Raw genomic sequence first — 22,776 nt, 5'->3', positions numbered from 1 at the left:
ACTACTACTGTGGGAGAGTAGGTCGCCGCCTTTTTTGATGCCCTTCATTGTTTAATGGAGGGCATTTTTTTTGTTGTATAGTTCTCAGCAGGTGTACTTACTACTTATAACCTAAATACCCCATCCTATAGAAGAGAACTGTTTTAGCGTTTAGTACCGCTTAAAAAGGCTATGATATCCTGTTGTTTTATCAGACTGAGGACATATTTAGTATAAAGGTCTATAAAGGCTGGAAAATAAGCAGTGCTTAGGGCTAAAGGAAGAACATTATGGTTACAGTTCTAAAAAAGCTTCTCCTGTTTAATCAAAGAAGGTTTTTTAGTATTAGGTTAGACCACGGCTGAGATTACTTGAGAAATTGTTAGAATACAAGACTGTTCTTAATCTTCGATATAATCTTTGTATTCAATAAAAAAGGCTTCCATAGAGAGCATGTTGCTATGGAGAAAAAACATAGTGTCATCCCAGGTATTTTTATTGTGCACACTTACTTTAGGTAGCTCCGTGTATAACCGGGATATAATTTTCCCATTTTCTAATGTATAGGAATCATCAAAGATAATTTCACTGAGGTAATCTGTTTCTAGAATATTTTGTAAGGATTGGAACTTATCATAATAATATGACCGGATAAAATCATCTTCAGGCTCAATGTCTATAGATACCTGAGCTTTCTTAGTAGTGAAAGTAAATTTTAGTGTTACTCCTTTTATTTTTGTATTATAAAGTAGCCATTTTCTAGGGTACTTTTTGCCAAATGAAGTCCAGAATTCCTGACGTATTTTTTTTGATTCTTCTTTACTAAACATATGCTTTTAGATAAGATAAGCGATTATAGTAGCTAGTAGTATAATGACTAATTTGGTTATGTTAAATTTATGACCTTCGTTACTTTCAAATAAAATAGTAGTAGAAACATGTAAGAAGATACCAATAACCAAAGCCGTAGTTTCTTTATAGAAATATTGAACAGCGGTAAAGCTTTCAGATATAAAAGCGCCTAGGGGAGTGATTAAAGAAAAACACAGTAAAAAGGAAAATATGGTAACCTTTTTTATTGCTGTTTGTAGTAAAAAAGTAGTCAAAATCATGGCGATTGGTATTTTGTGAATAATAATACCAATAAGCATTCTATCATTATGATGCATAGGAAACCCTTCTAGAAGAGCGTGAATAGTTAAACTGGTAATCAATAAAACCGGTAAGTTTTTGGTTTTTTTATTGATATGTACATGACCGTGTTCTGCTCCTTGTGAGAAATACTCCAATACTTTTTGGAGAAGGATTCCTACCATAATCCATACTCCAGTTTTTTTGGAATGATGATTTTCTTCAAAAATTTCGGGAAGTAAATCGAATACAGTTACTGCCAGAAGAAAAGCACCACTAAATGAGAGTAGTAAACTGAGTTTTTTCTGATCGTTAGGTTTAAATAATAAAACTAATAACGCTCCTAATAGGACTGATGATATAGATAAAATATAGTTATACACTATTTGAATATTAAAATGAGTCTTTCAGAGTTGTTTTTATTGAATTTTTGAAGCTGATAACTCCCAAAAATATCGAGTAGTTGGATATTTGCCTTTTCGAAATAGACTTGAAAGTCATCAAGAGTTATAGCTTTTACACGTTCGGTATAGGAGTATTCCTGACCTTTATCAGTAAATGTAATGTCTTTATGGATGTAGTTGTTTTTTACATATCGTGATATATGAAAAGAGATACCCTCTACTTCCTTGATCTCTTCGGGGACCAGGTTATTGATAACATTGGTTACGTTCATAAAATCAATAACGGCAAACCCTCTTTCGCTAAGAGTAGATTTAATCGCTTTTATAGTATTGAGATTATCTTCTTCATTTTCGAAATATCCAAAACTTGTAAAAAGATTGAAAACAGCATCGAATTTTTCAGGATATGGTTGGCACATATCATGTACACGGAATTTTAATCGTTCATTTTCGAATTGAGAAGCATATTCAATACTATTTTTGGATAAATCAGCTCCTGTGACATTATACCCCAGTTGGTTGAGATATATACTATGTCTTCCTTTTCCGCAAGCAAGGTCTAGTATCGTTTCTTCGGGACCAAGACTTAGATAAGTTGTGAGATTATCCATGAACTGTTGTGCTTCTTTGTAGTCTCTGTCTTTATATAGTATGTGGTAGTATGGTGTATCAAACCATGATGCATACCACTTTGTTGAATCTTTTAGCATAAGGCACAAAATTAATGTATTTTTGCGGTTTAATAATAGTGAATAGTAAGATAGTGAGCAATAGATTTAAAATGGTAGCTAAAACCTTTTATGGTTTTGAGGAAATATTGGCAAATGAGCTTAGGTCTTTAGGAGCTGAAAAGGTCCAGGAAGGTAATAGAATGGTTAGTTTTTATGGAGATAAGGGGTTTATGTATAAGGCTAATTTATGCTTGAGAACAGCTCTTAAAATTTTAAAACCAATTGCTACTAAGAAAGTAAGAAATGAACAACAGCTCTATACTTTTATACAATCGATCCGATGGATGGACTATTTGGATGTTTCCGATTCTTTTGCAATTTATACCACTGTTAATTCTACAATATTTACCCATTCTCATTTTATATCTCTAAAGGCAAAAGACGCGATTGTAGATAAATTTAGAAATACCAAGGGGAGAAGACCTAATGTGGATACTGATTATCCGGATTTAACTATTAATATTCATATACAACAAGACTTGTGTACAGTGTCATTAGATAGCTCCGGAGGATCCTTACACCATAGAGGATATCGCCAGGTTACCAATATAGCTCCTATCAATGAGGTTTTGGCAGCTGGAATTTTATTGCTATCAGGATGGAAGGGGCAGTCACATTTTATGGATCCTATGTGTGGTAGCGGTACCTTGGCTATTGAAGCAGCAATGATTGCATGCAATATTCCGCCCAATTTAAACCGAAAGGAATTCGCATTCGAAAAATGGTTGGATTGGGATATGGATCTATTTGAAAAAATTGAAGAATCGTGCCTGAATAAGACAAGAGATTTTAAATATAGCATAACAGCAATGGATAAAGCACCTTCTGCTATAAGAAAAACAAGAGATAATATTAGAAATGCAAATTTAGAAGAGTTTATAAAAGTCGAAGAAGGTAACTTTTTTGAAAGTGAAAAGAAAAATGAAGAGACATTACATATGGTATTCAATCCTCCTTATGGGGAACGGTTGCAGTTAAACCCTGAAGTTTTTTATGGAGAAATAGGAGATACTCTTAAAAGAGGATATCCAGGGACTAATGCTTGGTTTATAACATCGAATATTGAAGGGTTAAAATATGTAGGTTTACGTCCCTCCCGAAAAATTAAAGTTTTTAACGGTAAATTAGAATCCAGACTGGTGAAATATGAAATGTATAAAGGGAGTAAAAAGGCAAAATATAATTAAAAAATCAGATATAGGCTATAAAAAAACCATCAGTGTCATACTGATGGTTTTTTTTTTACAATCGTCTTGATTACGATTCTATTTTTTTACAGTCATTACATTTTCCAATTAATAAAAATTGAGTTTCATTTACTTCATAATCTTCCAGATTTGGAACTTCTATTTTATGAGGTAAGCAAGTCACTGTATTGCAAGATTTGCATTGAAAGTGTATGTGATTGTGCATTTCATGCTCGATAGAACAGCTATTACACATGGCGTAGTAGGCTTTTCCATCTTCTCCGGTAACGAAATGTACTTTTCCTTTATCTACAAACCGATCTAATATCCTGTATACGGTAGACTTATTGACTTTAATTGGAATAGCCTCTAATATGGCATCAGCGGACATCGTATGTTTAGATTTGGAAAGAATCTCTATTACATAATCTTGCTTCTGTGTGTTTCTTGTTTTTTTCATACGAAAAACTACTATGAGTACGTTATATTTTGTATTATTGCAAATGGATTGCAATAGTTAAAATTATTTTCTTGTAATTTACAAAAAAATTCTATCCTAGCCATTTGTAAAAGAATTATATCCTATTTCATCTCCATATAATACTAGTTAGATATAAAAATAATTATGAATAAAATTTTTCCTTCCATTAATTGGGATCTTTTAGGGTTGTCAGCCTCTTTTTTATGTGTTATGCATTGTATTGCATTGCCATTTATTATTATGTTTTTTCCTCTGCTTGGAATGAGTTTTTTGGAAAACTCATTAACAGAGATGGGGTTGATTTTGTCAAGTGTTTCTATAGCGGCAATAGCGATTATCCGAGGATATGTTAGTTACCATAAAAAAAAGAGTGTTTTGTTTATGTTAATCGGAGCTGTTTTATTGTTTTTATTGGGGATTTTAATAGAACACCCAACAATAGAGAAAGGGAGTCATTTAATAGCAACTATTTTACTTATTGTTGCCCACCTTTTCAATTGGAAAGAGATACGAAAAAGAAAGAAATGTTCTTGTAGTTATTGTTCTAAGTAGTTTTTACTTCTTTATTTTCTCCTTTTAAAGAAAGGGATCATATAGCTAATAGAATATCCGTAACCGACATTATAGTCTCCTATATCATTGGTTTTTCCAAACCCAGGAATATATAAGTTGTCATATCCGCTAGGTTGTTTTTCATGTATCATTCTTTTTAGAGAAATATTAGCACCTAAATATAGATTGTTTAGTACTTCTACTTTTATTCCGAATAATAAGCTAACCCACCCTGCATTTAGCCCGGTAGTTTCTATAGCTTCCGTTCTTGTAGTATCCCCAAAATAATCTGTTCCGGTAAAAATTTTGTATGCTACTAAATTTTGATCAAAATTGCTATACCCATATCTTAGACCGAAATAAATATTGTTCTGCATTCCATACCAATTTTTATATGCATTGTAATCAAATCCAAAATTGATATAATTTCCAGCACCTTTTACAGTAATATTTTCTTCTTTTCTGTTGAGTGATTCATTTCCGAATTCAGTAGCAATATAAAAGTTTTTATATATTCTATAATCTGCAACTATTTCAAAACCTGAATAATCATCATCAAAAGAACTTCTAATAATTTTTGCTACATCAATACCAGCTCGAATGCCATATTTTTCTGCCGGTGGTAGGGTATCTGTAGCTTTTTTTTGTGCATTTTGACTACAAATACTATTGGTAAGGCATAGGCTAATGATAAATAAAAATATGCGCACTTTCTTCATTTGTTATATTTGATCTTTCGACACTTATACGTTTAATCCAGTTGTTTTCTGTTGGTTGTTCTATTACCTCTTCACTTGTGATTCCTTCAAACGTAACCCTAAAACCGCAGGCACTACTTACATAGTCCTCTACAGGGGTATATTCTATACTAATCGTGTCTCTATTAATAAGGGCAGGATTTTCGTTCTGAGAATTAATGGTAAGTTCGTATTTGGTTACCGTAGAATTCGTATTCAGAGGAATCATGATATTACCTTCAGCGATTTCTCCATAATCGTATGGTTCATTAATTGTGGAATCGATTGCTTTAACTTCTAATTGTACCGGGTTTTTTACTTCTGTATTGGTGATGTTATCAATAAATCTAATAACAAGTTTTGGCGTTGTTGGAGTATCTGCTGAACAAATATCATCTCTTTCACATCCACTATTACTATATAAATAACCAGATAAGATTAGTAAAGTAAGTATTTTTTTGAATGAGTTTCTCATTTATTGTTCGATTGATAGCTAATTTTAGTTAAAAATATACGTGTACTATAAATAACTTTGGTTGTTTATAGAATGTTGCAATCAGCTTCCTTTATTTTAATAGTTTACTATAAATATAAGCGCAAAAATAGGATAATTGCTAAGATAAAGGTCGTTTTGAAATGAAAAAATTAATAAAGATTTAGTAATTTGCGCTCAACTTCATTTAGGATGATTTCTCTCCTGGAGTAGTATTCAAAGTAGGAATCGAAAAGTTTTATTTTAATACGTGATAATAATGGCAATTTTAAATAAAAAGTCATCACAAGAATTAATTGATTTAGAAGATAAATACGGAGCTCATAATTACCATCCACTTCCTGTGGTACTGAGTAAAGGAGAAGGAGTTCATGTATGGGATGTAGAAGGTAAAAAGTATTATGATTTTTTAAGTGCGTATTCTGCGGTTAATCAGGGACATTGTCACCCTAAGATAGTGGGAGCAATGGTGGAACAGGCTCAAACTCTGACATTGACTTCCAGAGCTTTTTATAATGATCGATTAGGAGAGTACGAAAAGTTTGCGACAGAGTTTTTTGGTTTTGATAAGTTATTACCAATGAATACTGGGGCTGAAGCTGTAGAAACAGCATTGAAATTATGTAGAAAATGGGCTTATGAGAAGAAAGGTATTTCTGAAAATGAGGCGCAGATTATAGTTTGTAAGAATAACTTCCATGGAAGAACTACTACGATTATATCATTTTCTAATGACCCAGTAGCGAGAAAAAATTTCGGACCATTTACCAATGGTTTTATAAAAATTGAATACGATAATCTAGTAGCATTAGAAGAAGCATTAGCGAAGAATAAAAATGTGGCTGGGTTTTTAGTAGAGCCTATTCAGGGAGAAGCAGGAGTATATGTTCCTTCTGAAGGATATTTAGCAAAAGCGAAAGCTTTGTGTGAAAAGCATAATGTACTTTTTATTGCAGATGAAGTACAAACAGGAATTGCCAGAACAGGAAAGCTACTTGCGGTAGATCATGAAAATGTAACTCCAGATATATTAGTGCTAGGAAAAGCATTGAGTGGAGGAGCATATCCTGTATCAGGAGTGTTGGCTAATGATGCTATTATGGATGTTATAAAGCCAGGAAATCACGGGAGTACTTTTGGAGGGAATCCAGTAGCTGCTGCGGTTGCAATAGCAGCCTTAGAAGTGGTAAAAGAAGAAAAGTTAGCAGAAAATGCAGAGGAACTTGGTCGCTTGTTCAGATCAGAGCTAGAGACATATATTAAAGATTCAAGCATTGCTACTTTAGTAAGAGGAAAAGGGCTTCTCAATGCAGTTGTGATTAATGATACAGAAGAAAGTGATACTGCATGGAACATTTGTGTAGCATTAAAAGAAAATGGATTATTAGCAAAACCAACTCATGGAAACATTATCCGTTTTGCTCCACCATTAGTAATGAATAAAGAACAGTTGCTGGATTGTGTGGCTATCATAACAAACACATTGAAGCAATTCGAAAAATAAACAATGTATTTTTACTCGATAATCGAAATGTAAAATACATCGAGGTTTGCCTCGAAATAAAAAACCTCGTTTTTCACGAGGTTTTTTATTTGATATAATATTTCACTGTATCGTTTTTTGATGTAATCTTATATACTTGGAAAAAGTATAAGTATTTTGAGCTGTTTCTCAAAAGGTTGCTGATAGTATCAGGATTTAAATACACTCAAGAAACCGTTTTGAAATAAAAAAGATCTTTATGCAATCATTTATTGATAGTACTGACGTGCTTTACTGCCCAATATGAGTTAGTGCAGCATACGATCGACCTAATTCAAAACCTAAATAAGTTAATAACAAAGCCAAAGCAAATGTTATTATCAGAATATTTAAAGGACTTATTTTATTAAGAAAGTCAGATAATTTGAGTGGAGTTCTTTTTTTCATGGTTATGTTTATTAGCAAGTTGATAATGACCTAATGAACAAGAAAATTACCAAACAGTAATATTTTCTAAATATGTTGATTAATTTATTAAACGGGTTGATACTGATAGGGTAATAAATGTTCTTATTAAGATCATTTCTTAATAACAAATGTAAGGTTTAATTTGATGTAAAACAACGTACTAAGGAGGGGATTTTTCCCCTTTTTTAATTTGATATTATCAGCAGAGTAACAGGAATTTAGCATCATTGTTATTTTATACTCTGAATTGTTATTTTAAATGGTTAAGATTTTATTTTTATAAGAGTGTTTTGTCAGACTAAAGTATCGTCATAAGAAGAAAGTGTTATGGGTAACAAAGATGCACACTGTTTATTGACCATATTGCCTAATTATGGTGCTAAAAAAGTAAAAGGATATACATCTATGTTTCTTAGAATCCAAAATAAGATTACAATGATTCCGATGATTAAAGGGGTTTTGGGGTGGTGTATATAGTTATAATATTTTTTTTGGAAGTATTTGTTGACGAACTGAATTCCAAAATTGTAAAGAATAACAGTAATTCCCAAAATATATAGGGCGTTGTGGTTGATGGTTTCAATAATATTGAAATGCAATAACTGATGCATTGCTCTTTGACTTCCGCATCCGGGACAATGGAGCCCTGTTAAACAATAAAAGGGGCACTTAGGGAAAATATTGCTTTCTAGTGGGTTGTATAAATAATATAGGGATAAAAGCAATATAACTCCTATCCCTATGTATATATGTTTTTTATTCATTTAGTACGAATCTCTAGTATGATCCTCCTCCTAAAGCAGCCATTCCACCAACTAATACTATGAAAAGGATATATAATACGATAAAAACAGCACCACCAATTACAGCATATCTCATCCATTTTTTAGCTTCGGCAGAAGCTTTTTCTGCTTCGGCAAAATTACCAGAGTCATATGCAGAGTTTACATTAGAGGCTTTGATGATAGCAACAATTCCTAATGGTAGACAACAAAATAATGTTGCTAAAATAGATTCTACTAAATAATTCTTAGGTCTGGTTGGGTTACTTTCCATAGGTTTAATTTAATTAAAGATAATATTCATTTTTATAAAATACCTTACAATAATTGTAAGTATGCGATTAGTGATCCGTAATTTTTTTATTAAAGAATCACCTTTAAATCTAACAAAAAAATTAACAACTAAGAATATAAATACAATATAAGAAGTGGATATATTGCTGGGGGTATATAAAAAGCCTTTAAAAAATTACCTTTTTAGAAGTAATAATAAGGCTCTTTGAAAACCACATCTCATACAATCAATGCCGAACAATTTTTAGTTAGGCAGAAAAGTATTTATTTTTCACGAAGCAAGCTGCTTAAAAACTTAATTGTTATCTAAGGAGTATGATGCCAAAATCAATACCATTTTTGGTAAAAAAAATAAATTAGGTAATTGATGTTAGATGTTTCCCCTTTTATGAACGCAATATACATAATGTGTTTCTAAGAAAATGTTAATGTTTTAAAAAGTATAATTTAATATGTTTGCATTATGAATATGCAAAAAATAAAAAAGTACAGTAGTTTTCTTTTCGTAATAATTGGAGGAGGTCTCTTGCTCTATGAGGTATCCAAAACCGATAAGAATTATTATTTTCAGGTAATTGGAATCGTATTATTGATGAGTGGATTGTTTTTGTTTAATACGAGAATAACTTCTAAAACGATAAAGGAAGAAGAGAGTTTTGTAAAAGAAGAATTTTTAGAAGAAGAATAAAATATGTTGAAAAAGGGGGATGTGGTTTCTTTAATTGATGAGCCTCTAACAGGAATCGTAGTGGCAGTTAAAGGGGAAGAAATTACTTTAGAAACTGAGCAAGGTTTTTTGTTAAGTTTTTTGAGTACCGAAGTTGTTAAAATTGATCAGGGGGCAATGGAACTTCCATCATATCAACAGGTATATGATAACTTACAGCAAAAAGAGGATTTTAAAAAGAAAACTAAAAAGAAAGCGCCAATAAAGAGAAAAGAGAGAAATCTTCCTCCGATGGAAGTCGATTTACATATTCATAAGCTTGTAAAATCTAAAAAGGGGATGTCGAATTATGATATATTGACAATTCAACTTGATACAGCAGAAAGACAATTGAATTTTGCAATCGCGAAAAGAATCCCCCGAATAGTGTTTATTCATGGAGTTGGACAGGGAGTTTTGAAAGAAGAGTTAAAAACCTTGTTTAGACGTTTTGATAACATTCGGATATCAGAGGCAGACTATAAAAAATATGGATTAGGAGCTACGGAAATATACATTGTCCAAAATCCAAACAAGTAATACAGGTTCTTTTTTATTTGTCAATAACTACTTCGTCGGTCCCCAGGCTTAATTTTTCGACCCTGTAATTAATGTCGGCTCCTTCTAAGGTGATATTGAATAAATCAACAGTTCTCGAATGAATTTCTGTAGTATCAGTTGTTGTTTTTAAGGTGTAGGTGATGACCGCAGTTCCATTAGTACTAATAAATTCATTGATCACATTGGCGTCACTGGGGGGAATACTAGAGCAAAAATAAGTATCTCCATTTATAACTTTGTTAAAAGCACGATAGGTAACAATATTAGTAGAACTATTAAGAGGAACTGTTACTGGTTTACTAGGAATTGTATTTATATTAAAAGAAGTACTAGTGAAATTTAATGAAAGAAATTCTTTGTTATCATCTTTTATTTTGTAAAACACAAAACTATTACTACTATCGTTCGTACAGTTTTGCATAGCAGCAGAAAAATCGATAGGTTGATTTATAATCTCACCTTCACTACAACTTATAAAAAGAATAAGCGAAAAGCATAACGATAAAATATACGAGTTACGAATCATTTGTTTTTATTAGGTAGTGTGTTGTTATTCTTTTTTTGTTTCTATAGATTTTGTTGTTTCTTTTGTTCCGAAAGAAAAACTATCATCCTCAAAGTTCTGATTATTACCATCAATAACAATATTATTAATAGTAATAATAGTTTGATAAGTGGTCTTTACAGTATTGTTTAGAGAAGCGGGCATTTCTATATTAGTATCAGTAGCTTCTTTTTGTCTATAATCAGGAATGTTGTCACCATTTACATCATCTCTGGGATTCCCGTTTTGATTAGTGTCTTCATTTCTGGTAGGAATACCATCATCATCATCATCACTTTCTAAATAATCAGGGATACCGTCACCATCAGTATCTCTGGGAGAATCATCATCAGGGATATCATTAGGTAATTCGGCACTGGTAAGGATGTTATCGTTATCATCATCTTGGTCCTTGAAATTAGGAATACCATCCTGATCCGTGTCATCATTGGTGAAATCTCCATCTTTATTAAGGTCTTCATCTTCAGCAGGAACTCCGTCGTTATCATCTTCTAGTATGATTTTAGTAGAGATGACAGCATTTCCTTCTTTGATAACTAATTCCTCAATGACGGATACTCCGCTAGGAGGAATGGTATTACAAAAGTAGGATTTATCAATTTTGTCAGTGAATTTTCTATAAACCAGGATGTTTGTCTCTCCATCGAGTTTTATTGTAATTGGAGTAGGTGTTTCTTTGCTTAAAGAGAAGGCGTCACTGATAAAGTTATATGAAATAGCTTCATTAACATCCGAATTTATTTTATAAGCGACAAACTCATTTTTTTTTGCCCCATTACAGATTTCCAAACTACTATCGTCAAAATTAAAACTGGAAACTAATATATCTCCGTCATCACAGGAAACCAATAAGAGGTGTGCAAGTAATAAATAAGAGAATCTCTTCATGTATATTATTTTTAGTGTAATAACCTTTTACTGATCAATTATAGTAATATCATCAGAAGCGTTGTTAAAGACGTTAAAAAAAATGAGTTATTACAGAAAATTTATTTTTTTTGACAAAAATAAAGGAATTGAAAGATTATAGGGTAGCGTGAGGAAAATAATTTTATTTAAACTAGCTTTGCTGGAAAGTAAAGAAAATTTATAAAAGGATAACGGGTCTTTTCCTATCTCGGGATACGTTTCTTTTTGTTTAAAAAAACTAAAATAAAACATGAGAAAAGTTTATTTAGACAATGCCGCCACTACGGAATTAAGACAGGAAGTAATAGATAAAATGGTTGCCGTATTAAAAGAAGATTATGGAAATCCATCTTCTACTCATGGGTATGGGCGATCAGCTAAGAATTACATAGAACAAGCACGTAAGAATATAGCGAAATCACTAGGGGTCAAAGCTTCTGAAATTATTTTTACATCAGGAGGTACCGAGGCGGATAATTTAGCATTAAACAGTGCTGTTAGAGATTTAGGAGTGAAACATATTATTACTTCTAAAATAGAACACCATGCAGTATTGCATACCGTACAGGAATTAGCAATGTATTGCGGAGTTACTGTAAGCTATGTCAAAATTAATAGAGACGGGAGTGTAGATTACGATCATTTAGAATCGCTTTTGAAAAATAGTACAGATAAGACTTTGATTAGTCTTATGTATGTGAATAATGAAATAGGAACTATTTTGGATGTAGAAAAAGTAGGAGACCTAAGTAGGGAATACAATGCATTATTTCATTGTGATATGGTACAGGCAATAGGACATTATGAAGTAAATTTAAGTAAACTTAATGTAGATTTTACAGCTGCAAGTGCTCATAAATTTCATGGACCTAAAGGAGTTGGTTTTTCCTATGTAAGGAAAAACTCAGGGTTAAAGCCACTTATTTTTGGAGGAAGCCAGGAACGCGGAATAAGAGGAGGGACAGAGTGTGTTCATAATATTGTAGGAATGGATGAAGCACTGCGGATTACAAATGAAAAATTAGCAGAAGAAAAAGCGTATGTATTAGAACTTAAGCAACATTTTATCGATACGCTAAAAAATAATATTGAAGGAATAAAATTCAATGCGAAATGTGATGACCCTTCACATAGTACTTATAATTTATTAAATGTAAATATTCCCATTTCGGAGGATAAAAGAGAAATATTGTTATTTCACCTGGATATTAACGGAGTTGCTTGCTCTAAAGGGAGCGCTTGTCAGAGTGGAAGTAGTAAAGGCTCTCATGTATTAGTTGAGGTATTAGATGAAGCAGATTTGTGTAACCCTTCAGTGCGATTTTCATTCTCTATTTTTAATACCAAGGAGGAAATAGAGTATGTAGTATCTGTATTGCAAAAAATAATTTCAGGCGCATAAAAAAATACCTTATAAAATGAAAAGAGGCCCTGAAAAGGCCTCTTTTTTTATGATAGATTTTTTTAATTAAGTTTAAAATTTCATACCAATCCTGAAATTTAAAAGACGAGGAGTTAAAAAGTTTGGAATGGCATATTGTAATTGACTTGATGCGTCTCTGACAAATGTGTTAGTAATAGAGTTTTGGTTATCAAATAGATTGAAAACTTCAAGCCCCAGTGTTAATTCTTTAAAATAATTCAGAAAATGTCCTTTTCTATAGGTTTGGTTTTGATCTTTGAGTACGTACGAGATTCCTAAATCAGCTCTTCTATAGTCTCTTAATCGTGTTTGAAAATCGTAAGGATCTGCATAGCTGGGAGAACCTCCTGGAACCCCGGTTTGATATAAGAGATTGAGGTACATTTTTAAGTTGGGAATGGTAGGGACATAATCCTGAAATAGTAATCCTATTTTTAGGCGTTGATCTGTAGGTCTAGAAATATACCCTCTGTTGTCAATATTTTCTTCTGTTTTTAAGTAACCTAAACTCACCCAACTTTCCGTACCAGGAACAAATTCTCCATTAATTCTTAGATCAAGTCCCTGTGCATAGGCTTTGGCATTATTGTCAGCACGATATCGGATTCGTACATTTTCTATCGTATAAGGGTTTACATCAGTAAGTTTTTTATAAAATACTTCAGAGGTTAACTTAAAGGGTCTTTCCCAAAGCTCAAAACTGTATTCATTACCTAGTACAATATGAATAGACTCCTGAGCTTTTACCTCTGGTCTGATGGTTCCGGTAGCATCTCTTAGTTCTCTATAAAATGGTGGTTGGTGATACCATCCTCCTGATAGGCGAAAAATCATATCTGATTTCCAGTTTGGCTTTATAGCAATCTGTGCTCTGGGGCTTATCACTACCTGCTGATCACTTTTGGTATCCCGGTCGGTAACCTGCCAACTTTGTGCTCTTACTCCGGCATTTGTCCAAAATTCATGATCGTTAATATGACCTCTGTAGCTATATTGAACAAAACCGGACATACGATCAATTTTTGTAGCATTTGTTGCTCTGATGCTTGTAAAAGGAACAATAGGACTGGCATAAGGAATGTAAGGTTGTTCATTCTTATAATCGGGGAGAGGAGGACGAACAGAAAAACCAAGAGAATCTATAATTTCATACTCTTGAATTCGATCTCTAATATCTTCTTTTGTATATCGAACACCCCATTCTATCTGATTTTGATTTTTAATATAAGATCCTTTATGCTGCACATTCATGATTAAGGCATCCAGATCATTCCTAGCATGTGTTAATTGTGAACCAATTCCTTTGGTAAATTCGATTTCACCAAGATTCTCACTTCCTATATCTGTGTTTACTGTCCCCAGTCTATAAAAGGCGAGAATGTCATAGTATTCTTGTTCCTGAGTTTGGTAAATAGATGAAATTAGTTTTAAAGTGAGTTCATCATTTACTCTATAGGTTCCTTTTAAAGCTCCGAAGTATGTATTGTATTTATCTTCCTCCTGCCCATTATAATGAACAGAGAGGGCAATGGGTCTTTGTATTGTTCCAAAATTAGTTTGTCGGGTTAGTGGTTCATAATCATAGGTGTTAATTGCTAAGTTCCCAAGAAACCCAACTTCAAACTTTTTGGAAAGGTTGTAGGAGATGTAAGTCTGAACATCTGCAAATTTCGGTCGAAAATTTGTTTCTGTTTGCTTTGCTTTTACAAATAAGCTATTATCTCTGTAACGAAGACCGATAACTGCCGCTAATTTTTTGTTTTTAGAAATACCATGAGCCGAGACACTACCGCCTAATAAACTCATATCTGCACTACCCCCAACACGGGTAGGACGCTTATAGGTAATATCTAATACCGAAGATAACTTATCTCCATATTTAGCCTGAAATCCACCAGAGGAAAAATCGACATTATGGACCAGGTCAGAATTGACAAAACTAAGCCCTTCCTGTTGCCCGGAGCGAATTAAAAAAGGACGATATACTTCTATTTCGTTTACATAAACAAGGTTTTCATCAAAGTTTCCCCCTCTAACCGAATATTGTGTACTCAATTCATTATTAGAGCTGACACCAGGGAGGGTTTTTAGAAGTCCTTCTACTCCAGCATTTGCAGAGGGAGTAATTCTGATAGTCTCAGGATCTAGTGTGGTAATTCCTTGTACAGCTTTTCGTTCTCTACCAGAGATCACAACTTCTCCGATTTGTTGAATGTCTGTTTTAAGGACCGGGTTTAATTCATATTCCTGATTTTCCTCTAATTTAATAGTAAAGGTTAGATTTTTTAAACCGATATGAGAAATTATTACGGTAATTTCCTTGTTAGAAGGGATCTCTAATTCATAAACCCCTGATTTGTCAGATTGCACTCCATGATCTTCATAAGAAATGGTCGCTCCGGCAATCGGAGTTTTAGCTTCATCTAATACAATACCTTTTAGGTAAGATGTTTGTGCAGTAGATGTCAGGATACATCCAAAAACAAATACGAAGAAATAGAAATATGTTTTTTTCAAAATGTCTGGTTATGGTTTTCTGAAGAAAGTCGCTTCATAGGTTGATTTATTTCCTACCTTATCTAACACAATAAGTTTAAATTTATTTTCTGAAGCATTGATAATTTTGTCATTAAAGTCATAGACAAGCATCCCTGTTTTGTAATCATATTCCATTAAAATAAACTTCCCGTTGATGGTTCCTCTGTAGCTAAAGATTCCTGTTTCAGAATCGTTTATTTTTAATTTTAAATACTGAGCTTGTGTCATCCATTTTTTATCAGCTACATTGATAGGGACAATAGTAGGTTTTTTTGTATCTGAGAAAAGACCATAGGTACCAAATGATTTTGTTCGTAAGGAGAACTTACTTCCTTTTTTGCTGGTTGTTTGGTAAGAAGGAGGTTTTCTGTTATTAACTCTTCCTATGAATAATTTTTTTCTGTCTTTTTCTGTGTATTTAGAAACGTCAAAGACTAAAGTCATTTTTTTATGAAGTGGAGTTTTACTATTGTGTACTTTAATAGTATCTCCTTTTGTGGTAATATCTAGAAAAACATCTTCATATAAACTGCCTTTAGGAATTAGAAGGTTGAAACCATTAGCAGAATAGGTGAAATTCTGACTTGGTTTAGCATAATAAGGCGTTTTTAAAATTTCGTTTTTAATTACGTTATCAACTTGCTTTCCGTCAACAGGAATAACGATGGTAGAGGTGTTTTGTTTAAAATCCTTTACTTTGATAGTAATAGAATAGGAGAGGCTGTCCTGAATTGTAATCACTCCTTTATTAAGAACGTCTTTATAGATAGATAAAGGATTGTTTCTTTCAATAAAAAGCTTACTGATTCTACTGCTATTTTGTTTGTAATAAGAGAAATCAATAAGGCGGTTAATATATCTGGTTTCAGCAAAAGAAAATCGATTCATTTCCAGTGAAAAATTCTTTTGTCCGTTCACAAAAGTTTCGATAGAGAAAATTCCATTCTTATTTGTTGTTAAATCTTGTTGATCAATTGTAGAAATACCAATACCAATATTTCCAATTGCATGAATTTTGGAAGCGGTATATGTACCATCTTTTTGTGGGGACAATGTTAGCCGTTGTGGCTTTTGGTGTCCGTTAACATGTGTGTTATTTCCGAGTGTATAGACCCAAACACTGTTAATTATTGGTTTCTTGGAATCTTTAACATCGATACCAAAACTCATTGGGTTCATAGGACGAGCGCTGGAATCTCTAATTTCGAAATGAAGGTGTGGGCCTCCACTGCCTCCAGTATTTCCGCTGTAACCAATAATGTCACCTTTTTTAATTTTAAAGGATTCTGACTTAGGAAACAATTCTATTTGATACGATTCTTTTGTGTACTGTTTTTTCTTTACATAAGCTTCTATTTCAGGGGCGAATTTTTTTAAATGTGCATAAACAGTTGTATATCCATTAGGATGGGTCAAGTATAAAGCCTTACCATAGCCGAAACGGGAAACTTTGATTCTGCTGATTCTACCTGATGCAGCGGCGTATACATTTAAGCCTTCTCGTTTTTGTGTTTTTAAATCTATTCCTGAATGAAAGTGATTCGATCTCAATTCTCCAAAAGTACCAGAGGTAGCTAATGGGATGTCCAATGGATTCATGAAGTAATCATTTGGAACTTTTTTTTGAGCAAAAACAAAAGAAGATATAAATAAAATGAAAAATGATAGTACTCGCATATTTGGTGTAATGAGTTTTTGAGTATAAAGCTACTTAAAATTTACGCGATAATCGAGATTTAAATGTTCTGAAACGGGCTTCAGAATTAAAAATCATTTCCGGTCTATTGCCTGATGTGTTTTACTACAGTGTAATTTGTTTTATATCAGATGTTTTCTAGTGCTTCGCTTACAGCGTTTTTGAGAAACCCTCCAGAGCCGATTTTAGTTCTTATCTTATAAATATTCTCTTTCATGGATAGATACTCCTGTTCAGTTATTTTTTGTAATTGATTATCGAGATCTTCAAGGTTGGATACAGTAATACCAATATTGTTTTTTAAGACAAAATCGCTAATAGCGGCTTTATCCCATACAATAATAGGAAGTCCACATAAAATGTAGAGAGAGGTTTTGTGCGGATTGTTGTATTTTAGATACTGACCATATTGACCAGAACATTCTTCGGTGGATATTCCATCCCATACCAACCCAAAAGAACCTTTTATGTGATACGCGACTACATCAGAGGGAAAAGCTCCTTCATAAGAAATAATCGAATCTTCTTTCTTTACACGAAGTTTATCGTAATCAAACCCTACGCCATATAATTTCATACTAAAATGTTGATTGGGTACGGTATCCAGATCATAGATATAGGCATTTTTTCCATGTGCAAACCCACCAGCATATACAATTTCATATTTTTGATCAGTAGTATGTGTGTCATTTTGCATCGGAATTCCTTTGGATGGTAGATAGTCAAAAATATCGAGTACAGTAATAGGGATAGAAGTTCCCTGATTCAGAAACCACTGCTTCATAGATTCGTTATGTACAATAATCGCATCTGTAGTAATGATCTTGTCTAACTCTTTTTGTATGTTGTTTGTTCGCCCTTTTAAAGCTCTTACATCGTGTACAATTGTAATAATAGAACAATTTTTTAGTTTAGCTATTGCTATGATGTAACTTCTGAATTTGTTAAAAGGATATTGCGTACATAGTGTGCTTTTAACCGGGAGTCGTAACAATGCATATGTAATACCGAAAAAGTTTTTAATAGTACCTATGGCAGAGTTAGGGATTGCTGATTGAGAAAAACCTATGTTACGAAAACTTATTTCTTTTAAAATATCTTCACAATCAATTTTAGCCTTTCCAGCTGCATTAAAAACAGATTTGTAGTTCCTGGAAATAAAAAATTTTTTATTCATCGGTTGAGTTTGGTTGGTATTTGGGAGGGGGAATATACAGTTTATTTTTTTATGTAGTAACGGGATAAATCAGCATGTTATTTTATTTCTTGAAACTGGTTTGCTAAAGAATCAAGTTAGGTGTTTGATTTGATAAAATTTCTTTTTTAATTCTTTCAGGTATAATAAAAATTATATTTTGGGCTCTAATATACAAGTCAAACATGATTAAGGATAGCAAAGAGGAAAGAAGAGAATATGATTATTTGATAGTAGGAGCCGGGTTGTTTGGGAGTGTTTTTGCCCATGAGATGACGAAAAGAAAGAAAAAATGTCTGGTAATTGATAGAAGAAATCATCTGGGAGGAAATGTCTATTGCGAGCATATAGAAGGCATAGAAGTTCATAAATACGGAGCGCATATTTTTCATACCAATGATAAGAAGATATGGGACTATGTAAATCAGTTTACTTCATTTAATAATTATATAAACTCCCCATTGTCGTTTTCAAAAGGAAAGTTATACAACCTTCCTTTTAATATGAATACATTCTATCAGTTATGGGGGGTGAAAACACCGGCAGAAGCTAAGAGGATTATTAATAAGCAAATAGAGACTTATGGAACCAAGTCCCCTGAAAACCTGGAAGAACAAGCCTTGTCTTTAGTAGGAAAAGATATTTATGATACTTTAATCAAAGAGTATACAGAAAAGCAATGGGGTAGGAAGGCTGTAGAATTACCTGCTTTTATTATAAAACGCCTCCCTGTTCGGTTTACTTTTGATAATAATTATTTTAATGATCGCTATCAGGGAATTCCTAAAGGAGGGTACAATACGATAATAAATGGACTTTTAGAAGGAATAGAAACCAGGACAGGAGTAGATTTCTTTGAAGAACGTTCTATACTGGAAGCATTGGCAAAAAAAGTGGTGTATACTGGTAAGATAGATGAATTTTTTGGGTTTAAATACGGGGCATTGGAGTACCGCTCGCTTCGTTTTGAACATGAAATATTAAATACGGATAATTATCAGGGTAATGCAGTTGTAAATTATAATGACAAAACATATGATTATACAAGAATCATAGAGCATAAACATTTTGATTTTGGAAAACAAGATAAGACTGTTATTACAAAAGAGTATCCAGAAGCCTGGACACTAAAAAAAGAAGCGTATTACCCTGTGAATGATCATAAGAATCAGGAAATTTTTAAGAAGTATAAAGAAGCGTCTATGTGTTTGGAAAATATTATTTTTGGAGGTAGGCTGGCAGAATATAGGTATTATGATATGCATCAAATCATAGCTTCTTCTCTGACTAAAGTAAACCAAGTGCTGCAAAAAGAAACCATAGGGTAAATAAAGCGTTTTTTTGAAAAAAAAGCCGGTATTAATGAAATGTTAAAGCCCTTTAATGGTCAGTATTTTGAGACACTTTAAATTAGTTTAAAAACTATTGTTTTTTTTGAATGGGTATCTTAACTTTGTACCGATAAGTATTGGCGTTATATAAATGAGTAGTAATCTGATTGACATAGTTAATGCTCTTGAAAGTAAGATAGAGAAGTTAGTCCAAAAATGTGATTCTTTGGAAAAGCAAAATATTGAGCTCAAGGCAACCATCGAAAATCTGAATGATAAATCAGGTTTTCAGGAAGATCAAATCAGGCAATGGGAAGAGAAGTACACTGCTCTGAAAAATGCTAATGCTATATTAGGCAGTGAGAAATATAGAAGAGAAACAAAGCTTAAGATAAATTCCTTAATAAAGGAAATCGATGTGTGTATTGCTCAATTATCTGAATAGTAAAATATGACCGATAAGTTAAAAATAAAATTATCAGTTGCAGATAGAGTGTATCCGTTAACAATTAGTCCGGATCAGGAAGAAGGGTTGAGAAAAGCGGCAAAGAAAATTGAGGCAATGATTAAGCAGTTTGAGCAGAGTTATGCGGTAAGAGATAAACAAGACGTTTTGGCTATGTGTGCCTTGCAATTTGCAGCGCAAGTAGAACAAAAAACAATAGATAAAGATAACGATATGAATGAAGTAACAGACAGATTAATTCTGCTCAATGAGATGCTTCAGGATAAATTGTCATCAAGTTCATAAGAAATACAAAATAACAAGGTTACTGCCTGCACTAGTTGTTATTTTTTGATAAACTCAACAAGAATTAATTAAAAAGGGTGAGTTTAAGTTGTAAAAGCAAGCCTCCTTAGAGGGGATCCTTGATCAGCTTGTTAGCCCTAAACCTGTTTTTACAGAGTTTATACAAAACCAATACTAGTGCAGGCTTTTTTTTATTTAAATATAGATTTGAAATTATGGATAACATTATGTTTTTGATTGTGGCAGGAATAATTGGCTTGGGAATAGGTTTTGCTATAGCCAAGGTTCTTGAACGCAATAGAGCATCTCAATTAATTGGTAATGCAAAAAAGACATCAGAAAGCATTATTAGAGACGCAAAGAGTGAAGGAGAGTCCATTAAGAAAGATAAAATCTTACAGGCTAAAGAGAAGTTTATCGAATTGAAATCCGAACATGAAAAAGTTATTTTTTCGAGAGATAAAAAAATGGCAGAGGCCGAAAAAAGGACCAGAGATAAAGAATCACAAGTTTCTAACGAATTAGCGAAAAACAAAAAGTTAAACGCTAGTTTAGAAGAAAAGATAAAGAACTATAATCATAGAAATGAGTATCTGGAGAAAAAGAAGAACGAAATCAATAAACTTCACAAGAGCCAGGTACAGCAATTAGAAGTTATTTCGGGCTTGTCTGCTGATGAAGCTAAAGGGCAATTGATTGAGTCGCTTAAAGAGCAGGCAAAGGCAGATTCTATGACTTTGGTACAAACTGCTATAGAAGAGGCTAAACTTACGGCGCAACAAGAGGCTAAAAAAGTAATTATAAATACGATTCAGCGAATAGGTACAGAAGAAGCGGTAGAGAATTGTGTTTCTGTTTTTAATATCGAAAGCGATGATGTAAAAGGACGAATCATCGGTAGGGAAGGAAGAAATATTAGAGCGATAGAGGCTGCTACCGGAGTAGAGATTATAGTAGATGATACTCCTGAAGCGATTATCTTATCTTGTTTTGATTCTGTAAGAAGAGAAGTAGCGCGATTGTCATTGCATAAATTAGTAACAGATGGTCGTATTCACCCAGCGCGAATTGAAGAAGTGGTGAAGAAAACAAGAAAGCAAATCGAAGAAGAAATAATCGAAGTCGGGAAGCGTACTGTTATTGATTTAGGGATTCATGGATTGCATCCTGAGTTGATCAAGATGGTAGGTAGAATGAAGTATCGTTCCTCATATGGTCAGAATTTATTACAGCACTCGCGTGAGGTGGCTAAGTTGTGTGGAGTGATGGCAGCAGAGTTAGGTTTGAATCCAAAATTAGCAAAAAGAGCTGGATTGTTACATGATATAGGGAAAGTGCCGGAGACTGAAACAGAGGTGCCGCATGCTATATTAGGGATGCAGTGGGCAGAAAAATATGGAGAGAAAGCCGAAGTGTGCAATGCTATTGGGGCGCATCATGATGAGGTAGAAATGACGTCTTTGATCTCTCCGATTATACAAGTTTGTGATGCGATTAGTGGAGCTAGACCAGGAGCAAGAAGACAGGTATTGGATTCGTATATTCAGCGATTGAAAGATCTGGAAGAAATCGCGTTTGGATTTAGTGGTGTGAAAAAAGCCTATGCGATTCAAGCTGGTAGAGAATTAAGGGTGATTGTAGAGAGTGAAAAGGTGAATGATGAAAGAGCAGCTAGTCTTTCTTTTGAAATCTCTCAAAAGATACAAACTGATATGACTTACCCGGGGCAAGTAAAAATAACGGTTATTAGAGAAACGAGAGCTGTTAATATTGCAAAGTAAATAAGTAAAATTATATAAAAGGAAAGAGGGGCTGCTAAGCCCCTCTTTTTTTTGTTTTTAGGTAGTATTGGTTATGATTGTACTGTAGAGGATTCTATCATCTTGTCTTTCCATATTAATGCGTCTTCCATTGTTCGGAATAAAGCGAATTCTTTTTTGAAAAAAGGTTTTTCTAATTGAGTTAGCGTTTCTTGCATTGGGTTATCTGAGACGACAGCAAAGGCAATTAAATTGGGTATTTTAGAAGTCTCAATATAAACGGTTGGATTAACAGAGTATGAATTTACTCTGTGGGTGATATAAACAAACGGCTTATCTTGAAAATGAAGATCAACTACTTGTTTTAATATTTTGTTGTGCTCGGGGACGATGGTTGCGCCTTCATTTATGATTGTTTTTATGTAATCACTATGTATTTCAGCTGCGCAAAAATCAAAGTTGTAAGATGTTATCATTAGTTAAGTTGTTACCATAGCAAATATAAAGGTTAAAGTATATAAATAAAGGGCTTGCAAGCGTTTTATGGGATAAAAAAAAAGCATTGAAAACAACTGTTTTCAATGCTTTTTTTTATTGTATTAACAACGTTTTTTAAGAA

Annotated in this window: 24 protein-coding genes, 1 other RNA gene and 1 pseudogene; 12 read left to right on the top strand and 14 right to left on the bottom strand. The window is 33.1% G+C overall.

Annotated features, from left to right (window positions below; all coding sequences use genetic code 11):
* Positions 1–380: 380 nt before the first annotated feature.
* From ACFSTE_RS20970 to ACFSTE_RS20960, 3 genes are read right to left on the bottom strand one after another with little or no spacing between them, the layout of a single operon-like run.
* A complete protein-coding gene (locus ACFSTE_RS20970; RefSeq protein ID WP_176030720.1) occupies positions 381–809 on the bottom strand; it encodes a DUF4268 domain-containing protein in 429 nt (142 codons plus the stop codon).
* Between the two features lie 6 nt (positions 810–815).
* Positions 816–1,493, bottom strand: coding sequence for a ZIP family metal transporter (locus tag ACFSTE_RS20965; protein ID WP_368660062.1), 678 nt, complete (start codon positions 1,491–1,493; stop codon positions 816–818).
* Positions 1,493–2,224, bottom strand: coding sequence for an SAM-dependent methyltransferase (locus ACFSTE_RS20960; RefSeq protein ID WP_176030719.1), 732 nt, complete (start codon positions 2,222–2,224; stop codon positions 1,493–1,495). The genes ACFSTE_RS20965 and ACFSTE_RS20960 overlap by 1 nt, the downstream gene beginning before the upstream one ends.
* A 71-nt stretch (positions 2,225–2,295) precedes the next feature.
* On the opposite strand from ACFSTE_RS20960, the gene ACFSTE_RS20955 reads away from it, so the two are divergent.
* Positions 2,296–3,432 (top strand): THUMP domain-containing class I SAM-dependent RNA methyltransferase, encoded by a 1,137-nt coding sequence (locus tag ACFSTE_RS20955; RefSeq protein WP_176030718.1) that lies wholly within the window; start codon positions 2,296–2,298, stop codon positions 3,430–3,432.
* A 70-nt stretch (positions 3,433–3,502) separates the two neighbouring features.
* On the opposite strand, the gene ACFSTE_RS20950 is transcribed toward ACFSTE_RS20955, so the two are convergent.
* Positions 3,503–3,892, bottom strand: coding sequence for a Fur family transcriptional regulator (locus ACFSTE_RS20950; protein WP_176030717.1), 390 nt, complete (start codon positions 3,890–3,892; stop codon positions 3,503–3,505).
* Positions 3,893–4,057: 165 nt separating this feature from the next.
* Here ACFSTE_RS20950 and ACFSTE_RS20945 point away from each other — a divergent pair, with 165 nt between their 5' ends.
* Positions 4,058–4,465: a MerC domain-containing protein gene (locus tag ACFSTE_RS20945; RefSeq protein WP_176030716.1), complete on the top strand. Its 408-nt coding sequence runs from the start codon at positions 4,058–4,060 to the stop codon at positions 4,463–4,465.
* Between the two features lie 11 nt (positions 4,466–4,476).
* Here the strand turns inward: ACFSTE_RS20945 and ACFSTE_RS20940 are convergent, their stop codons facing one another.
* Both ACFSTE_RS20940 and ACFSTE_RS20935 read right to left on the bottom strand, forming a co-directional pair.
* Positions 4,477–5,184 carry a DUF6048 family protein gene (locus tag ACFSTE_RS20940; protein ID WP_176030715.1) on the bottom strand — a complete coding sequence of 236 codons (708 nt, stop codon included), beginning with the start codon at positions 5,182–5,184 and terminating at the stop codon, positions 4,477–4,479.
* Positions 5,150–5,677: a DUF6452 family protein gene (locus ACFSTE_RS20935; RefSeq protein WP_378254242.1), complete on the bottom strand. Its 528-nt coding sequence runs from the start codon at positions 5,675–5,677 to the stop codon at positions 5,150–5,152. Before ACFSTE_RS20935 ends, ACFSTE_RS20940 begins: the two co-directional genes overlap by 35 nt.
* Before the next feature lie 277 nt (positions 5,678–5,954).
* Here ACFSTE_RS20935 and rocD point away from each other — a divergent pair, with 277 nt between their 5' ends.
* Positions 5,955–7,199, top strand: a complete 1,245-nt coding sequence (rocD, locus tag ACFSTE_RS20930; protein ID WP_176030713.1) for an ornithine--oxo-acid transaminase — start codon at positions 5,955–5,957, stop codon at positions 7,197–7,199.
* 774 nt (positions 7,200–7,973) lie between these two features.
* Positions 7,974–8,123 (top strand): hypothetical protein, encoded by a 150-nt coding sequence (locus tag ACFSTE_RS20925; RefSeq protein ID WP_378258982.1) that lies wholly within the window; start codon positions 7,974–7,976, stop codon positions 8,121–8,123.
* A gap of 62 nt (positions 8,124–8,185) precedes the next feature.
* On the opposite strand, the pseudogene ACFSTE_RS20920 reads toward ACFSTE_RS20925, so the two are convergent.
* Together ACFSTE_RS20920 and ACFSTE_RS20915 are read right to left on the bottom strand one after the other, a co-directional pair.
* Positions 8,186–8,410 (bottom strand): annotated as a pseudogene (locus tag ACFSTE_RS20920) (DUF2752 domain-containing protein); the annotation flags it as partial.
* 13 nt (positions 8,411–8,423) lie between these two features.
* Positions 8,424–8,702, bottom strand: coding sequence for a CD225/dispanin family protein (locus ACFSTE_RS20915; protein WP_176030711.1), 279 nt, complete (start codon positions 8,700–8,702; stop codon positions 8,424–8,426).
* 489 nt (positions 8,703–9,191) lie between these two features.
* Here ACFSTE_RS20915 and ACFSTE_RS20910 point away from each other — a divergent pair, with 489 nt between their 5' ends.
* Together ACFSTE_RS20910 and ACFSTE_RS20905 are read left to right on the top strand one after the other, a co-directional pair.
* Entirely contained in the window at positions 9,192–9,410 is a 219-nt protein-coding gene (locus tag ACFSTE_RS20910; protein ID WP_176030710.1) for a hypothetical protein, read from the top strand.
* A gap of 3 nt (positions 9,411–9,413) precedes the next feature.
* Positions 9,414–9,968, top strand: a complete 555-nt coding sequence (locus tag ACFSTE_RS20905; protein ID WP_176030709.1) for a Smr/MutS family protein — start codon at positions 9,414–9,416, stop codon at positions 9,966–9,968.
* Positions 9,969–9,981: 13 nt separating this feature from the next.
* On the opposite strand, the gene ACFSTE_RS20900 is transcribed toward ACFSTE_RS20905, so the two are convergent.
* Positions 9,982–10,515 (bottom strand): hypothetical protein, encoded by a 534-nt coding sequence (locus ACFSTE_RS20900; protein WP_378298386.1) that lies wholly within the window; start codon positions 10,513–10,515, stop codon positions 9,982–9,984.
* Between the two features lie 24 nt (positions 10,516–10,539).
* Positions 10,540–11,442, bottom strand: a complete 903-nt coding sequence (locus ACFSTE_RS20895; RefSeq protein WP_176030707.1) for a hypothetical protein — start codon at positions 11,440–11,442, stop codon at positions 10,540–10,542.
* A 271-nt stretch (positions 11,443–11,713) separates the two neighbouring features.
* On the opposite strand from ACFSTE_RS20895, the gene ACFSTE_RS20890 reads away from it, so the two are divergent.
* Complete coding sequence (locus ACFSTE_RS20890) at positions 11,714–12,865, top strand: cysteine desulfurase family protein (protein ID WP_176030706.1); 1,152 nt, start codon at positions 11,714–11,716, stop codon at positions 12,863–12,865.
* Between the two features lie 72 nt (positions 12,866–12,937).
* Here ACFSTE_RS20890 and ACFSTE_RS20885 read toward each other — a convergent pair whose 3' ends face one another.
* The 3 genes from ACFSTE_RS20885 to ACFSTE_RS20875 all read right to left on the bottom strand — a co-directional run bounded on the left by ACFSTE_RS20885 (position 12,938) and on the right by ACFSTE_RS20875 (position 18,297).
* Positions 12,938–15,403: a TonB-dependent receptor gene (locus ACFSTE_RS20885; RefSeq protein WP_176030705.1), complete on the bottom strand. Its 2,466-nt coding sequence runs from the start codon at positions 15,401–15,403 to the stop codon at positions 12,938–12,940.
* 9 nt (positions 15,404–15,412) lie between these two features.
* Positions 15,413–17,023: a M23 family metallopeptidase gene (locus ACFSTE_RS20880; RefSeq protein ID WP_378298384.1), complete on the bottom strand. Its 1,611-nt coding sequence runs from the start codon at positions 17,021–17,023 to the stop codon at positions 15,413–15,415.
* A gap of 224 nt (positions 17,024–17,247) precedes the next feature.
* Entirely contained in the window at positions 17,248–18,297 is a 1,050-nt protein-coding gene (locus ACFSTE_RS20875) for a beta-1,6-galactofuranosyltransferase (protein ID WP_378298382.1), read from the bottom strand.
* 203 nt (positions 18,298–18,500) lie between these two features.
* Between ACFSTE_RS20875 and glf the strand changes: the two genes are divergently transcribed.
* The 5 genes from glf (at position 18,501) to rny (ending at position 22,178) form a co-directional block, all read left to right on the top strand.
* Complete coding sequence (gene glf / locus ACFSTE_RS20870; protein WP_378254254.1) at positions 18,501–19,643, top strand: UDP-galactopyranose mutase; 1,143 nt, start codon at positions 18,501–18,503, stop codon at positions 19,641–19,643.
* A gap of 154 nt (positions 19,644–19,797) precedes the next feature.
* Positions 19,798–20,091 (top strand): hypothetical protein, encoded by a 294-nt coding sequence (locus tag ACFSTE_RS20865; protein WP_176030701.1) that lies wholly within the window; start codon positions 19,798–19,800, stop codon positions 20,089–20,091.
* 6 nt (positions 20,092–20,097) lie between these two features.
* On the top strand, positions 20,098–20,397 hold the full coding sequence (locus ACFSTE_RS20860; protein ID WP_176030700.1) for a cell division protein ZapA: 300 nt from the start codon (positions 20,098–20,100) through the stop codon (positions 20,395–20,397).
* Between the two features lie 52 nt (positions 20,398–20,449).
* Positions 20,450–20,557, top strand: a non-coding RNA gene (ssrS, locus tag ACFSTE_RS20855) — 6S RNA.
* 55 nt (positions 20,558–20,612) lie between these two features.
* The gene (gene rny, locus ACFSTE_RS20850; RefSeq protein WP_176030699.1) at positions 20,613–22,178 is read left to right on the top strand and encodes a ribonuclease Y; all 1,566 of its coding nucleotides are present in this window, start codon (positions 20,613–20,615) and stop codon (positions 22,176–22,178) included.
* A 71-nt stretch (positions 22,179–22,249) separates the two neighbouring features.
* On the opposite strand, the gene ACFSTE_RS20845 is transcribed toward rny, so the two are convergent.
* Positions 22,250–22,633, bottom strand: coding sequence for a hypothetical protein (locus ACFSTE_RS20845; protein ID WP_176030698.1), 384 nt, complete (start codon positions 22,631–22,633; stop codon positions 22,250–22,252).
* Positions 22,634–22,776 lie beyond the last annotated feature (143 nt).

Origin of the sequence: Aquimarina hainanensis, from assembly GCF_042684685.1 — a bacterium.
GTDB classification, from domain to species: domain Bacteria; phylum Bacteroidota; class Bacteroidia; order Flavobacteriales; family Flavobacteriaceae; genus Aquimarina; species Aquimarina hainanensis.
Note: the sequence above shows the minus strand (reverse complement) of the source record. Positions and strands in the feature narration are given on the sequence as shown.

Coding starts and splice junctions, on each gene's coding strand:
- ACFSTE_RS20875 (WP_378298382.1), bottom strand. CDS start 18,297: ATGAATAAAAAATTTTTTATTTCCAGGAACTACAAATCTGTTTTTAAT.
- ACFSTE_RS20890 (WP_176030706.1), top strand. CDS start 11,714: ATGAGAAAAGTTTATTTAGACAATGCCGCCACTACGGAATTAAGACAG.
- glf (WP_378254254.1), top strand. CDS start 18,501: ATGATTAAGGATAGCAAAGAGGAAAGAAGAGAATATGATTATTTGATA.
- ACFSTE_RS20940 (WP_176030715.1), bottom strand. CDS start 5,184: ATGAAGAAAGTGCGCATATTTTTATTTATCATTAGCCTATGCCTTACC.
- ACFSTE_RS20895 (WP_176030707.1), bottom strand. CDS start 11,442: ATGAAGAGATTCTCTTATTTATTACTTGCACACCTCTTATTGGTTTCC.
- ACFSTE_RS20925 (WP_378258982.1), top strand. CDS start 7,974: ATGGGTAACAAAGATGCACACTGTTTATTGACCATATTGCCTAATTAT.
- ACFSTE_RS20900 (WP_378298386.1), bottom strand. CDS start 10,515: ATGATTCGTAACTCGTATATTTTATCGTTATGCTTTTCGCTTATTCTT.
- ACFSTE_RS20910 (WP_176030710.1), top strand. CDS start 9,192: ATGCAAAAAATAAAAAAGTACAGTAGTTTTCTTTTCGTAATAATTGGA.
- rny (WP_176030699.1), top strand. CDS start 20,613: ATGGATAACATTATGTTTTTGATTGTGGCAGGAATAATTGGCTTGGGA.
- ACFSTE_RS20915 (WP_176030711.1), bottom strand. CDS start 8,702: ATGGAAAGTAACCCAACCAGACCTAAGAATTATTTAGTAGAATCTATT.
- ACFSTE_RS20970 (WP_176030720.1), bottom strand. CDS start 809: ATGTTTAGTAAAGAAGAATCAAAAAAAATACGTCAGGAATTCTGGACT.
- ACFSTE_RS20880 (WP_378298384.1), bottom strand. CDS start 17,023: ATGAATCCATTGGACATCCCATTAGCTACCTCTGGTACTTTTGGAGAA.
- ACFSTE_RS20845 (WP_176030698.1), bottom strand. CDS start 22,633: ATGATAACATCTTACAACTTTGATTTTTGCGCAGCTGAAATACATAGT.
- ACFSTE_RS20945 (WP_176030716.1), top strand. CDS start 4,058: ATGAATAAAATTTTTCCTTCCATTAATTGGGATCTTTTAGGGTTGTCA.
- ACFSTE_RS20960 (WP_176030719.1), bottom strand. CDS start 2,224: ATGCTAAAAGATTCAACAAAGTGGTATGCATCATGGTTTGATACACCA.
- ACFSTE_RS20950 (WP_176030717.1), bottom strand. CDS start 3,892: ATGAAAAAAACAAGAAACACACAGAAGCAAGATTATGTAATAGAGATT.
- ACFSTE_RS20860 (WP_176030700.1), top strand. CDS start 20,098: ATGACCGATAAGTTAAAAATAAAATTATCAGTTGCAGATAGAGTGTAT.
- ACFSTE_RS20865 (WP_176030701.1), top strand. CDS start 19,798: ATGAGTAGTAATCTGATTGACATAGTTAATGCTCTTGAAAGTAAGATA.
- ACFSTE_RS20935 (WP_378254242.1), bottom strand. CDS start 5,677: ATGAGAAACTCATTCAAAAAAATACTTACTTTACTAATCTTATCTGGT.
- ACFSTE_RS20955 (WP_176030718.1), top strand. CDS start 2,296: ATGGTAGCTAAAACCTTTTATGGTTTTGAGGAAATATTGGCAAATGAG.
- ACFSTE_RS20905 (WP_176030709.1), top strand. CDS start 9,414: ATGTTGAAAAAGGGGGATGTGGTTTCTTTAATTGATGAGCCTCTAACA.
- rocD (WP_176030713.1), top strand. CDS start 5,955: ATGGCAATTTTAAATAAAAAGTCATCACAAGAATTAATTGATTTAGAA.